At 45.8% G+C, this 13,395-nt stretch carries 9 protein-coding genes and 1 pseudogene; 4 read left to right on the top strand and 6 right to left on the bottom strand.

Going from position 1 to position 13,395, the window contains the following annotated elements; translation table 11 throughout:
* Positions 1–187 precede the first annotated feature (187 nt).
* Together I2B62_RS13035 and I2B62_RS13030 are read left to right on the top strand one after the other, a co-directional pair.
* Positions 188–982 carry a hypothetical protein gene (locus tag I2B62_RS13035; protein WP_195269510.1) on the top strand — a complete coding sequence of 265 codons (795 nt, stop codon included), beginning with the start codon at positions 188–190 and terminating at the stop codon, positions 980–982.
* Positions 983–1,799: 817 nt separating this feature from the next.
* Positions 1,800–1,895: pseudogene (locus I2B62_RS13030) on the top strand (SEC-C metal-binding domain-containing protein); the annotation flags it as partial.
* Between the two features lie 145 nt (positions 1,896–2,040).
* Here the strand turns inward: I2B62_RS13030 and I2B62_RS13025 are convergent.
* Both I2B62_RS13025 and I2B62_RS13020 read right to left on the bottom strand, forming a co-directional pair.
* The gene (locus tag I2B62_RS13025) at positions 2,041–3,468 is read right to left on the bottom strand and encodes a trimethylamine methyltransferase family protein (RefSeq protein ID WP_195269509.1); all 1,428 of its coding nucleotides are present in this window, start codon (positions 3,466–3,468) and stop codon (positions 2,041–2,043) included.
* A gap of 21 nt (positions 3,469–3,489) precedes the next feature.
* On the bottom strand, positions 3,490–4,737 hold the full coding sequence (locus I2B62_RS13020; protein ID WP_195269508.1) for an MFS transporter: 1,248 nt from the start codon (positions 4,735–4,737) through the stop codon (positions 3,490–3,492).
* Between the two features lie 224 nt (positions 4,738–4,961).
* On the opposite strand from I2B62_RS13020, the gene I2B62_RS13015 reads away from it, so the two are divergent.
* Positions 4,962–6,368 (top strand): sigma 54-interacting transcriptional regulator, encoded by a 1,407-nt coding sequence (locus I2B62_RS13015; RefSeq protein ID WP_195269507.1) that lies wholly within the window; start codon positions 4,962–4,964, stop codon positions 6,366–6,368.
* A gap of 131 nt (positions 6,369–6,499) precedes the next feature.
* Here I2B62_RS13015 and I2B62_RS13010 read toward each other — a convergent pair whose 3' ends face one another.
* The 3 genes from I2B62_RS13010 to I2B62_RS13000 are packed head-to-tail and all read right to left on the bottom strand — an operon-like array spanning position 6,500 to position 10,605.
* Positions 6,500–7,903, bottom strand: a complete 1,404-nt coding sequence (locus I2B62_RS13010; RefSeq protein ID WP_195269506.1) for a trimethylamine methyltransferase family protein — start codon at positions 7,901–7,903, stop codon at positions 6,500–6,502.
* A 12-nt stretch (positions 7,904–7,915) separates the two neighbouring features.
* Positions 7,916–9,349, bottom strand: a complete 1,434-nt coding sequence (locus I2B62_RS13005; RefSeq protein WP_195269505.1) for a trimethylamine methyltransferase family protein — start codon at positions 9,347–9,349, stop codon at positions 7,916–7,918.
* Between the two features lie 2 nt (positions 9,350–9,351).
* Positions 9,352–10,605: an MFS transporter gene (locus I2B62_RS13000; protein WP_195269504.1), complete on the bottom strand. Its 1,254-nt coding sequence runs from the start codon at positions 10,603–10,605 to the stop codon at positions 9,352–9,354.
* A gap of 255 nt (positions 10,606–10,860) precedes the next feature.
* Here I2B62_RS13000 and I2B62_RS12995 point away from each other — a divergent pair, with 255 nt between their 5' ends.
* Positions 10,861–11,967, top strand: coding sequence for a metalloregulator ArsR/SmtB family transcription factor (locus I2B62_RS12995; protein WP_195269503.1), 1,107 nt, complete (start codon positions 10,861–10,863; stop codon positions 11,965–11,967).
* A gap of 59 nt (positions 11,968–12,026) precedes the next feature.
* Here I2B62_RS12995 and I2B62_RS12990 read toward each other — a convergent pair whose 3' ends face one another.
* Complete coding sequence (locus tag I2B62_RS12990) at positions 12,027–13,361, bottom strand: YjiH family protein (protein ID WP_195269502.1); 1,335 nt, start codon at positions 13,359–13,361, stop codon at positions 12,027–12,029.
* Positions 13,362–13,395 lie beyond the last annotated feature (34 nt).

The following is a 13,395-nucleotide window of genomic DNA, read 5'->3' as shown; positions in this document are numbered from 1 at the left end:
CCTCCGTATGAAAAGCATATCATAAAGAAAAGCGGCTGACAATGGCAGAGTACGAAGAAATAAGAAGAAAGATTGTTAAAAACAAAACATAATTATTTTTAAGAAAAATAATTTTTTATGTAAAATGATTTACTTTTATTCTATCCTGTGCTAAGATTAAACCATTACAAAAGCAAGGGGATTTAAGATGTTCACAGAAGCGGAAACAAGAAGATTTTTATGGGAAATCGGGCGGGGATACCGGTATGAAAGGATTCCTGAAAAAGCCATTGATATCTGGTACCCAGTCTGGATCGAGGCAGTATCTGAAAACAGAAATATGAAGCAGCATAATTTTTCGGCCTGTTTTCGAAGATCTGTCGAATTGGGGCCATATATTAATCCCAGAAACTGGATTGTCGATTTTGAGGAGGTTTTTTTATATTCAAAGGCGAAAAGGGCGGATGAGAGGTTTCATTTTTGTACAACCATGTTAGAGCGCTTTTGCGGCAGGCCCAACCCTGTAAAAGCCGTACAGTACCAGCGCAATTTAGCTGAGCTTTTTTACTGTACCGGGGACAGCCGTAAAGGCGAGGCGCTTTATCAGAAGATTATAAAAAAAGAAAAAACAAATGTCTGGAATTGGTCGGACTATGCTTCTCATTACTGCTCCGGGCCTTTCAGGGATTACGGAAAAGCCCTGTCGATTTGCGCCCAGGGGATTGACGCCATTGACATGATAGACGAAAAGCCCGCCTGCTTTTTTGCGAGGGAGACCCTCTATAAAAAAACAGAGGAAATTTATACGCTTTTGGGAAGAGAAAAAGAAGCCAGTGAATGGAGAGAAAAATATACGGCAGAGCGACAGAAAGAAGCGGTCTTTTGTTTGAGAATGGAAGAAGAAAAGAACATCAGAAGCTTTCTGAAAAAGCCAGCGGCAAAACCGCGTGTGCAGTGGGAGGAGCCATCCCCTGCCCTGCTGGCGGCGGGAAGCAGTATCTGAGACGCGTACTGTTGTTAAGTTGTGCAAAACAGGAATTAAAAGTAAGGAGAGAAAAATGTTTACAAAAACGGAGACTGAAGCATTAATTGGGGAAATGGAAAAAGGCTATTATTATGAGGATCATGATGTTGATAAGGCGCTGGATATCTGGTTTCCGGTCTGGAAAAGAGCTGTTGAAAAAAACAGGAAAATGCGAAGCCGGAAGTTTTTAGACTGCTTTAATCCTGAGTTTGGACTGGAGGATTACTCCTATATCCATAATTGGATCGGTGATTTGGAATGCGCTTTTTTAGGCACCGGGAAGGAGTGGGCGGAAGAACGGATTGAATTTTGTACCACCATGATGGAAAAATTTGAGCAGGTGGGGAGCATGGGAAGCCTTCAGAGCAATCTGGCCGATCTTTATTACAAATCTCTGGATAAAAAAACAGAAGCGGACGCTCTCTATGAGGAGATCGTCAGGGAAAATCCTATAGACGTTTTTGGCTGGGCCAATTATGCCCGACTGTATGCTGAAGGAAATACACTGGATAAGGAAAAAGCCTACACGATTTATAAAAGAGGAATTGAAACGATTCAGGATATTAATGACATATATGAAAATCGTTTTGAGTCTGAAAAAGGAAATTTATGTTTTACAAATATTGACATACTGTATGGTGAAATTGCCAGCGTCTGCAAATCCCTTGGCAGAGAGGAAGAGGCAGATGAATGGTCAGAAAAGAGAAGAGCTCTTATCGAGAGCGGTCGAGAACGGTTAGCCGCCCAGGAGCCCGGCGAGCAGGAATTTATACAGCCAAAGCAGCCAGAGCAAAAGAAGGTTGCCAATGTGCCAAAGGTCGGCCGGAACGCGCCATGCCCCTGCGGCAGCGGGAAAAAGTATAAAAAGTGCTGTTTAAATAAAACGGATTAAATGATTTTTTACAAAAGCAGACCTGCTTTTGTATGGAGAAAACGCTCTGCAAGAAAATGAAGTGAAAGCGGCGGGAACGGTATCTGAGATTAAGCGACCATAGGATGAAGGGCAGCCTGCTGGGTGGCAGGCTGCTTTTTACAGGCTATTTATTTTTAATCTGAAGGTCCTTGGGAATATATTGATCAATAATCTTTTGCTGTATCCGGTCAAAGTCACCGGGCTGATATTCCGCTATGCGCTCAAGGTATTTTTTTCGTGCTTCTGCTTCAAGCGTTGGGCGTCCCTGAGCCATCCATTCCGCGGAGCTTTCCTTAAAGTATAAAGATGAGCGGTAGAAATCTTCCCGGTAGGCCCGGTCGGTTCTCGCCAGGTAATTCCCCGAGGGGCCTGCTTTTAGAATTTTATCGATTTTCATGCGTTTTTCATCAACTGCCACAGGTGCCAGCAATTTTAGAACAGATTGGACATTTTCCTCATCCATGATGAATTTTTCATAGCTGATGGTGTTGTAGGAATCCAGCACCCCCAGGGACTGGGCGACCAGATCCGGACTTGAATGGTAGGCAAAATAAAACATCATAAAGGCCTCTGCCCCACACTGATAATCAAGCTCCTTGGCGTCTGCCAGCCCGGTTGTGCCAAGGCTTGGCAGGCCATAGAAATCGGCCATATCCTTTTCCGCCATCATGCGATAGGGCGATTCGGGGGTGGCCACAACGCAGGAGGTATAGCGCAGGTCGGAAAGCATGGAAATCAGGCTGTACATAACAGGATTTCCTGGGTTGATGGTCTGGGAAAGGGTGATGATTCCGAGCTTTTCGGCATTGCCCTGAAGCAGGGTGCCTGCGAGGGTCGGCGGTGTTGTTAAGCCGGGCATTCCGGAGCCCTGTGCCCAGAGGAGCTGGTTGCAGCGGCAAAACGACAGCAGGGTTTCACATGTATCCTGGGTCAAACGAAAGGGTGACGCAGTGCTGATACAGATCATGGCGTAGACGTCCTCGTCACTGGCGCCGCCGTAAAACTGTTTGATCAGTTCAAAGCTCTTGTCCGAGATTTCGCCGCCTTCACAAAAGGTTTGAACGGGTTTGGTAGAGTAAGCCAGGGTGATTGCCAAACGCGTCATGGCATTGTCGAGGGGGGACAGCGGCAGGTCGCGCGGCCTCAGCATATTTGCCCCTACGGTCCGCATTAAGTCGCTGGTTTCATGCAGTATTGTGAAATCCACCATGTCCTTCATGGTCGTTGGCCGGTAGTGACCGTCCTCCAGGACATTCATAGGCCCAAGGGCCGGGGCGAGCTTTGTTCCGTCATCCCGGATACTGAAAGTCTTTCGCCCATCCCGACCATGAAGCTTAAAATCTTTGGGCGCCTGTTTTAAAGCGGCTTCAACCTTTTCGCGGGGGTAGTAAACACGCTGACCCTCAACGCGAAATCCTGCGTTTTTACATATTTCCAGGATTTCATCACTCTCGATGATTTCACCGTTATTTTCCAGCAGGTAAAGTGATTTTTCATGGATTAATTCCATTTCTGTTTTTGATAATACCGGTTGATATTTTGCGATTTGCATTTTTTCCTCCATAAAGTGATACTATTGGTGATTGCTTGTTTTTGTTTTTAGGATTGATTTTTTCAGAACAAAGGTTGCGGCGATTCCGACAACACAGGAAACCAGACACAGAATAAAGATCTGCTGATAGCCCGAAAAACCATTGGCGTCAATCATGCCGCCGCCGACCTTATAGAACCAGATGTCGCTGGAGTATCCCACACAGGAGACAAAGCCGGAGATGGTGCCAGTATATTTAGCGGAAATACCCGCCTCCGAAATCGGAATAAAGCTGCAGGTGACAGAAATATTATACAGCGCAGATACCAGGCATAATGAGGTAACAATAACCCAGGCAAGCGCTGGATTCAGCGGTGTGAAGAGAACCATCGCAAAGGCCAGGATTCCGATGACAAAGGCGATCCGTATGACGATCGACGATGCGCCGATTTTATCGCGGAGCCAGCCGGCCAGCGGGTTAGCCACCAGGCGCACCACCTGCTGCCGGAAAATGGCAATGACTGAAATCCAGGCCACAGGAACAGCAAAGTATTCGCTCATATAGGGCTGGAAATAGCTCTGGGAAGATTTTGGAATGTAGGCGCACAAAACAACAATGGCCATAATCCAGACAATGGGCATTTTTAATACCTTGCCAAGATCACGGAGATTGACTTTGCTTTCCTCAGTGCCTGTATCCGGCAGGGCTTCCTTTTCTTTGAAAATCGCAAAGAAGATAAGTGTCGGGACAGCAACGACCAGCGCAAAAAAGAGAATCAAAGCTTTAAAAGCTGTCACATTTTCGCCCAGTCCGCTGTATAAAGCGGTTGCGGCAAAGCCCTCCAGTGCGCCAAAGATACCGGAAAAGGCAAAGAATAATCCGTAGAGTTTTCCCTGCTCACTGTCATCCCCCATAATGCGGATAAATTTGATGATTGCACCCCAAAAAGTAAAAATGGTAGTGACGGCAAAGCCAAACTGAATAACAAGCATAATTGGAAGCGGAGGAATCAGCAGCATGCAGAACCCAAGGGCGGCTGTTCCTAAATAAGAGACTGTTATCAGGGTTTTAACACTAAATTTGTCTGAGAGATACCCGCCGGGAAAGTATAAAATAACGGATACAATCCCAAAAACAGTCATCATTGAGCCGATCTGTTCATTGGTAAAGCCAAAGGCCTGCTGTACAGGAATATAGTACGTTTCCAGCATATACGGGAACTGCCAGACGGCCCCGTAGCTGATGGTCACTAACAGAATGATGATCCACCTTTTCTTTTTAAAATCCATTTTCAGTGCTCCTCAATAAAAATATTTAACCGGTTATGCTGGTTATAATAATGCAAGTTGTGTGCCAAGCTTGTTTTTGGTAAATACATCATTAAAAGCTTTGCAAAACGAAAAAATAAAAATCAAAATGAAGGAATGAGCAGACTAAGCGGTATGCTCTTTTGTATTTTCGTACCGTTTATGGTACAATATGTTCCTATAATGGACATAGAGGTGCATGGAAAATGGATAAAAAATATAAACCGAGCAAAGAATATCTGGCCTATCTGGATTCATTGCCCAAGAGTTTTTTTGTAACGGTGCTTGAAAACAGTTATAATGAGCACATTGTTTACGATGCCGATGGAAAAATCCTTTATGTAAACCCCGCCTGCATAAGGCATTATGGCCTGAAACCAGAAGAGATGATCAACCGCAATAACGCGGATGTGTACCAGGGTTACTGGACGCCTCCGGGGCTTGATGTTTTTCACTCGAAAAAAGACACGGCGTTTCTGCGGCAGTACTTTATCCCTTCTGACTCTGTTTTTTATACGATTGGTGTCCCGGTTCTCAATGAAGAACATGGTATTGAGATGATTATCGGAACAGTGCAGGAGGAACCGGTAAAGGAATGGGATGTTGATTATAATAAAAAAATCCGGGCCTCTAAGAGTCATTTTAAATCGGAAGAGATTCCGTTGATCAGTGTTTCATATCAATATTGGAAGATTGTCAGTGAATTAAAAGAAGTATCAGAATCGGCCATTCCCATTATGCTTTTGGGAGAGTCCGGTACGGGTAAGACCTATATGGCAAAATATATTCATGAAAACAGCCACAAGGAAGGCCTCTTTATGGCTTTGAACTGTGCCGCTATACCGGAAGCGCTTCTCGAGTCAGAACTGTTCGGCTATGCCGGGGGTGCTTTTACCGGCGCCAGTAAAGCCGGTAAAGTGGGATTAATTGAAATGGCCAATGAGGGAACTTTGTTTTTAGATGAGATTGGGGATATGCCTTTGTCCATACAGGCAAAACTCCTGGATGTCATTGAAAATAAACGTTATCTGCCTGTGGGCAGTACAAAAATGAAATATGTAAACACGCGGATCATAACAGCCACCAACAAGGATATTGACCAGCTGGTCGCTGAGGGTCAATTCCGGGAGGACCTCTATTGGCGAATCTGTACCTTTAAAGCCATTATCCCGCCGCTGAGAGAACGGGTGAAGGATATCCTCCCTCTGGCGACTTTTTTCCTGAAGAATTTTAATCTGAGCTATAACAAGTCGAAAAGATTTTCAAAAGAGATCATTAATTTTTTCCAGGAATACCCGTGGCCTGGCAATATCCGGCAGCTTAAAAATCTGATCGAGCGCCTGGTGGTCACAGGACGGGGAAATGAGATTACCCTGAGGAACCTTCCAGACTATCTTTTAGAGGAAACAAAGCAGCTTCCGGACTACCAAAAATCCGGTATGGGTTTTAACAAACGGGTGGACGCCTTTAAAAAGGCGCTTGTACAAAAAGCGTATGAACAGTCCCCCACCATTAGAAAGCTCGCGCAGGCCCTGGAGGTAAGCCCGACAACGGCTCAAAGATTAATTGAGAAGTATTGTAAAGAGGCTCCTGCAAGCCCGCCGAAAAAATAAAAAAAGCAGCCGTGACGGGCTGCTTTTTTTATTTTTGGGCTTCTGGTATATCCTCAATCGGGTCAAAGAGCATCGTAGCGGATGATATTTTGAGTCTGCTGAAGAAGGAGTTCAGGCTTTTAATGGATATTTTAAAGATACTTATCCCTGATGGCATCCAGCTTTTCCAGCTTATCCTTGTCGATCGCGGGCTTTTCATAGGCTTCAAGACGTTCTTTTAGAATTTTATCCAGGCGGTCGTTAATACTCAGGTGCTCTTTTACATAATCGGCGTGAGACATGCGGTGTGAAAATTTCGGGAAGTGGTGCTCCTTCCGGTAGTTTTTGAGGGTGTCCTTATTTTTGACATAGGTCCCGTGGTGCCCCACGCTGGTGATCAGGTCAGCGGTGGTCGTTCTCAGATCGTCAACTGGCTTTACATAGGCCTGGACGTTCCGGACGGTTTCCTCATCCAGAATAAATTTGCGGTAATTGGCGCTGTTAAAGGTGTCCAGACTTCCAAACATAAAGGTGCAGGTGTCGGTTTGGGTGGCAAAGGCGTTTACAATTCCCAGGGTGCTTTCCATTGGCGCCTGAACGTCAAAGGCCTTGGCGTCAGAGCTGCCGGACGGCATCTCAAAGGGAATATCATAGTATTTTGCCATTTCGCGGCACATTGCCAGCATCTTAAAGGTTTCCGGCGCCCCGGTTGACAGCTGCAGCGTCCGCATGTCGGTGATGGCAGAATAGACCGAATAAATCATGGGCAGGCCTGGCGCCATAAGCTGCACCAGTGTGATCAGGGCCAGGTTTTCCGCGTTGGATAAAACCGTATCATCAATGGCCTTGAGCGGGCCGGTCATTCCGGCGGAGGAACAGGGAACACACTCGATGGGCTGCCTGAATTCGATGGCCTTGATCAGGGTATTTAGCAGGCTTTCCTCGAACCGCAGGGGCGAAATCGGACAAAGGGAGACGTACATTTTATTCACATCCTTCTGCTCGATTAAGACATCCAGAATTTCCTGAGCCATGCAGACATTTTCGACACAGGCGTTGGACAAGCCCATGGCTTTTGTGCAATGGGTAAAGTAGTCATAAACCGGCCGCATGATGCTTTCGTGCTGGGTTGCGTTTTCCACGGGAAAAATAAGGAGGGTGGAGCCCAGCTCGCAGACGTCGCTGGTCTGTGCCAGCTTGAAAAAGTTTTTCAGATCGTCAAAGGTCGCGTTCCGTCTGGTAAAATCGTCGTCGATTATAAAGGGTGAACAGGTATTCGGCGCCATGACCGGGTGATCATTATGGCCGATTTTTACTGAATGCTTCGGGTCAACGCCTTCCAGAATAAAGGCGCCGGGAGCAGACTGGATGGCCTTCTCAACAAGACTCGCAGGGATTTTGACAATATTTCCATCGACGGCTGCTCCGTGCTTTTTAAAAATCTCCAGGATCTCCGGATGGTTCATTTCAGCGCCGCAGTGCCACAATACATCCAGTGTTGCCTGATGGACGGCTTCAATCTGTTTTTTTGTTAATGGTTCGTATGTAAAATTCATGGTTTTTCCTCCCTATAGTGTTTCGCGGTATGGATGTGGAATATATTGGTTGACCAGCCGCTCCTGCTCGGCCGACAGCTTCGGCGGCTCATATGAAGCGATTCTTTTGGTGCGTTCTGCCGACAGGGTCTCGGTCAACGGCCGGCTGCCGGAATTCTGCCACTGGTTGGGGTCCTCTTTATTTAAAACCTTCGGCGAAAAGAATTCTTCCTTAAACATTTTGGGCGTCCTTCCGTGCAGGAAGTTTCCGCGGGGGCCGATCTCTGAAAGAAGGTCAAAGCAGGATTTTTCCTCAGCGGTATCGATGCCCCTCAAAAATCTGGCGGCCATTCGGTAGGCCTCCTCGTCCATCAGAAACTTGTCAAAGCTCATGACATTAAAGCTCCCGATTGTGCCGCAGCCATGAAGAATATAATCCGGCTTTATCTCGAGGGTGGCCATGCACATCAGCATGGACTCAAGCCCGGCCTGGGCGTCGCAGCTTTTGGCGTCGCTCAGCCCTCCGGCGGTTCGGAAGGGAACCTCGTAAAAATCTGCCAGCCCGGCGAGGGCATAGCTCACAAGGGCGGTTTCGGGCGAGCCGATGGATAGCTGCACCGTCCGGAGATTGGTCGAGGCTGAGGTGTTGCCGAAAACCATGGGATGGCCCGGCCGGATAAGCTGTGTGAGAACTGCACCGGCAAGAACCTCTGCGTTGGTCATGGCGATCATGGAGTAAACAGAGTAAGGGGCTGTCAGCATGGGCATGGCACAGGGCGCCAGCATCATGGGAATCCCGTGCTTTGCCATGATCATGAGTTTTTGCAGGGGATCGGTATCATAGCACAGGGGTGACAGCGGGTTAACAAGGTAGATGCCATGAGGTGTATCGTTTCCATAAAAACGGTTGATCAGCTCAAAGCTTCGGCAGTACATTGCCTCAAAATCGTAATCATGAGGCAGGCCCAGCGGGCAGGGATAAATCTCGAGGGTGGCTTTGTTTGAGTATTTGAGCATCATGGCGGTCTGGTAAAAGAGACGCTCGTCCTCGGTCATACTGTTTTCGTCTGAGAAGTAGTTGAGGTAATTGCTGGTAATAATATCGCTGGTATCCGCGAGTTTAAACATGTCGATGGTGTCGTCATTGGTGGTGCGGCGGATTTTTTTGCCGTCGTTGATATAGATATTTCCGCTGACGGGTTCCATGAGCATACTGCCTCCGCCAACGACGGTGGGGCCTGCCTGCGTGTACAGTTCGAAAGAAGCAGGAATTTTTTTCAGGGTTTCCTCGATAATGGACCGGTCAAAGAAAACTCTTTGCCCCTCAACACGGCAGCCGTTTGCCTTCAGGATTTCCAGTGCTTTTGGATGCTCGAACTGGATGCCGATGGCGTCCAGTATTTTTAAGGACAGCGCATGAATATTTTCGATGTCTGTTTTTGATAGGATGCGTTCGTAACTTTTCATGATTAAATTTCCTTTACGCGATCAATTTTCTGCTTTTTAACGCGTTTATAGAGAATAAACGCGGCCACGGTTCCGATGACAGCAAAGACAAGCATATAGATGAAAAGAATGTGGTAGCCCTGCGTGCCGGGATAGGTATCCAGCCATTTGCCGACCAGTGTATAGGCAAAGGCCTCGGGCATAAAGCCAATGACGGAGGCAAAGCCGATGGCAGCGCCGGTCAGGTGCATGGGGATGTTGAGTTCATCAATGGTGGCAAAGTAAATCCCGCGTGACATAAAGATGCCGATGGCCACAATAAACAGGGCCATGATGACCATTATCAGGTTGGCTTCACCTGTGGGAACCACTAAAAATCCAATTAAGCCCACGATGGCAATGACAAAGACAATGGCAATGACACGCGCGTTTGAGCCGGTTTTGTCCGCGATGAACCCGGATGCAATGCCGCCCACCACGCCGATGGCATAAAAGCGGATGAGATAAAGGGTCGCGCCCATCGAATCGCTCAGCCCAAAGAATTCGGTCATATAGGGCGTGAGATAGCTGAAGCAGGCGTACATGTTGTAGGATGAAAAGATGACCAGGGCAACGAGCCACATACCAGGCATCTTTATGATTTGGAGAACTTCCTTTCCCGACGCGCCTTTCTGACGCTCTCCGTCCTCCTTTTCGTATTTGATGAATAAAAAGGCGACCAGAGCGCCGATAAAGCATAAAACAGAGTAGGCGATAAAGACACCGCGCATTGCCCCCAGAGCAGCGCCCAGTTTATTGAAGATCCAGACAATGATCAAACCGTAAAAGACCGGAAAGAGCCCGCGCCCGGCTTCGAGAATGCCGAACAGACGGCCCTGCTCGGTGCTGTCCCCCAGCTGTCTTGTGGCCTTAAGCATGGCGGCCCAGAAAGGAAGGGTTATGGAGATACCCCAGAGGATATAGATTAACAGAAGAATCGGATAAGATGGAAAAGTGCTGATCCACAGCCCCAGCAGGCCGGTGGTGATGAGTGAGATAATCATTAAGATTTTTGCCGGATATTTGTCCGCAAGCCATCCCCCCGGAAAATAAGCGAGCATTGCTACCAGGCCGTAAGCGCTCATCAGCGTTCCCATCTGAGTGTTGTCGATTGAAAAAGCCTTGAGCATCAGATCATAATAACCATAGCTTAGATAAGGCAGCTCATAGACAACCGCACCGGTCAGGCAGAGTGCAAACAGCGTAAAATACTTTTTAAGATTTTGTTCCTTTTGCATGACGATTTCCCCTTATGAAATTTTTGTGTTGATCAACTGACTAAAGAATAACATATATTTAGCATTTAGTCAATAATAGATTGATTAAATAGTTTATATATTATTTTGCATATGATCAAATATATATTAATCAAAAAGCAAATATGCTATTGAGTTTTAGGATGGTTTCGATTATAATGAGAGTAGAATAACCTATACCTGATCATTACACACGATTTGGAACATGTGAGTGAGCGGTAGCAAGGAGAAGCCCAAATGCCACTGAGTAATTATTACGATACAAATATTCGAAAAGAAGAGCGGGTCACCGCGTCCTTTTATATTGATCCGATTTTTGAGATGTCATTTTTTCTGCATATTCTGACCAACGAGACCCACCATGTTTACAATAAAACCCTTTTTAAACGGCTGCGGAAAAAAATAACGCCGGAATTTTTAGAAGAAGTGCTGGCGCTGGATAAGGTCACCTGGAGCTGGACCTTTCCGCCGGAGATGATGCATTATCTGACCATTGATGAAGAGAATGAGCCCTTTGAGGTGATGATTGAAAAGATGGATCAGCTGTCAGACGCAAGCTACTGCGCTGTGGCGTTTCCCTATAATAAGGTCAGCCGGTCCACGCTGCACAGATGGATGAAGGAGCCTGAGCTTATCCTTGAAGTAGAGGACAGCTATCTCCCGGAATATGTTGATAAACAGACCTCCTATGATTTTCTGTGCCACATTGACAGCTACAGAAAACGCATCTCCAGTGTGCTTCGGGAGCTTTGGGAAAATGTTTTTAAGGAGGAATGGCCGGAGATTTCTGAGCTGCTGGCCCAGGAGCTGGACCAGAAAAAAGCGCTGTTTGAAAGAGCAGACCTTTCCACATTTATCAGTGCCATCCACCCCTGTATTTCCTTTCAAAACAGAAAGTATATCTACTCAGACAAGAATGAAAAGTATCCCGGTTACAACCATGTTTTTGAGGATTTTTTCATCAATATCAAGGTTTATGCTTCCCTGTTCTGCGCACCGCATTACTTTTTCACCAATGATCGGTTTAATCTGGTGCTGTGCTCAAATATTATTTTGGAAAACGAGGAGCTGGATAAAATTGTCCGAGAGCTTGTCCCCTATTTCAAGGCCTTTGCCGATGAGACCCGCCTGAAAATCATCTGCATGATTGCAGAAAAGCCGATGACGACCAAGATGCTGTCAGACGAACTCATGGTGTCTCCGGGGGCGGTATCACGCCATCTGAAGCAGTTGACCGGCCTTTCAATGACTGAGGTTCACAAGGTCCGCCAGGAAGCCTTTTACTCAATCAGTAAGAAGAAGCTGGACGATATTTTAAACCAGATTACGCTGGGGATAAAGTAAAGAAGACCGTCTGAATTAACCAGAAAATGTTAATTCAGACGGTCTTTTAAAGCAGCCTTTTATAAGAAGAGTAATCCAAAAATACCAATAATAAAAATTGTCAGGACAACCCTTATAAACCATAATATAATCAATTCATGTAATTTGATTGGAATTTCCGTGGATAGAATACAGGGAATAAAACCAGAAAAAAATACAATCATGGAAACAGGCAGTACGGCTAAAAAGTACCTTGTGGTCATTGCTAGCATAATTCCGTCTTGCAGTGCATTAGCGCCTACTGCGGCGGCTAGCATGGAATCAAGGATAGAAATACCACAGGCATCAATGGCTATAGCCATATCGGGCATTTTGACAAGGGACAGGAAGGGCCAGAATAGATAGCCGATCCATGTGAAAATTTCAGTATGTTCTTTAATAATTAATGCACCAGCCATAAAGAACATCCCGCTTGTTAACATGCCCCCAAGAACAAAAAGTGTGTCTTTTACCTGAAGCGCTATATTTTCAATCAGTGGTGTTGCAGTTTCAGCGGATTTAATACCTTCGAGAAACGCATTTTTAAAAACATTTGTTTTATACTCGGGTTCGGGATCGGGCGTCACTTTTGGATAGTAAGTGTTTTTTATATGGCGGAGCGGATAGATTCGGCATGTTATTGCGGTAATGCCAAAAGTGCAGATGACCGTCAGAATAAAATAAAGATTCCATTGATCCATAATGCCAACCATGTTGGCAAATACCATAAAGGTAACGATAGAAGCCGTTGCAAATCCGGTTCCTACGATTGCGGATTCTTTACCAGTACACTGCCCCTGCTTATACATTTTTTCAATGCCAATATGGCCAAGAGCAAAATTCCCGAAAAAGGCTGTTACTGCAACGATAGCTGTTCTACCCGGGATTTTAAAAACCGGACGCATGATGGGTCGCAGGAGTACGCCCAAAGCATCGGCAAGACCATATTCCAGTAAAAGCGGTAAGAATAATGAACCAATTAAAATCGTGATACCAACAGGACCGCCAAGTAAATTGACAGTGTACGGACCAATTTCAGGCTTGATTAAAAAATATGGACCAAATTGAAATACTGATGCCACGATCATTAAAAAGCCTAGAATCTTACAAATTGTCATAGCAACAGCTGTTTTGCTGCCTTTATAAGTTTTTCGAATGAGAAAAATATCAATCATACCAAAAAGTCCAATAAGTAATACAAAATAAGGTAAGAAATTACCAAAGAATTGACGGATAACCGTAATGATGATGTCGATTGGTATTTTTCTCCCGTTTCCAAAAGGAACTTGAATAAAGAAAAGAAAAATGCCTATCAGACTGAAACCAATAAATCGAACAGCGCCTTTTTTTTCGTTAAAATATTTTTTCGCTGCCATTTGCTCTCCTCCATGGTATTATCCTGGATAGCTG

The sequence above is a fragment of the Eubacterium sp. 1001713B170207_170306_E7 genome (assembly GCF_015547515.1).
Classification (GTDB): Bacteria; Bacillota; Clostridia; order Eubacteriales; family Eubacteriaceae; genus Eubacterium.
This window is presented reverse-complemented; position numbering and strand designations above follow the sequence as displayed.

What these genes read in the sequence shown, in the direction of transcription:
- I2B62_RS13025 (WP_195269509.1), bottom strand. Translation starts at nt 3,468, where the DNA reads ATGCAAATCGCAAAATATCAACCGGTATTATCAAAAACAGAAATGGAA.
- I2B62_RS13020 (WP_195269508.1), bottom strand. Translation starts at nt 4,737, where the DNA reads ATGGATTTTAAAAAGAAAAGGTGGATCATCATTCTGTTAGTGACCATC.
- I2B62_RS13005 (WP_195269505.1), bottom strand. Translation starts at nt 9,349, where the DNA reads ATGAAAAGTTACGAACGCATCCTATCAAAAACAGACATCGAAAATATT.
- I2B62_RS13000 (WP_195269504.1), bottom strand. Translation starts at nt 10,605, where the DNA reads ATGCAAAAGGAACAAAATCTTAAAAAGTATTTTACGCTGTTTGCACTC.
- I2B62_RS12995 (WP_195269503.1), top strand. Translation starts at nt 10,861, where the DNA reads ATGCCACTGAGTAATTATTACGATACAAATATTCGAAAAGAAGAGCGG.
- I2B62_RS13010 (WP_195269506.1), bottom strand. Translation starts at nt 7,903, where the DNA reads ATGAATTTTACATACGAACCATTAACAAAAAAACAGATTGAAGCCGTC.
- I2B62_RS13035 (WP_195269510.1), top strand. Translation starts at nt 188, where the DNA reads ATGTTCACAGAAGCGGAAACAAGAAGATTTTTATGGGAAATCGGGCGG.
- I2B62_RS13015 (WP_195269507.1), top strand. Translation starts at nt 4,962, where the DNA reads ATGGATAAAAAATATAAACCGAGCAAAGAATATCTGGCCTATCTGGAT.
- I2B62_RS12990 (WP_195269502.1), bottom strand. Translation starts at nt 13,361, where the DNA reads ATGGCAGCGAAAAAATATTTTAACGAAAAAAAAGGCGCTGTTCGATTT.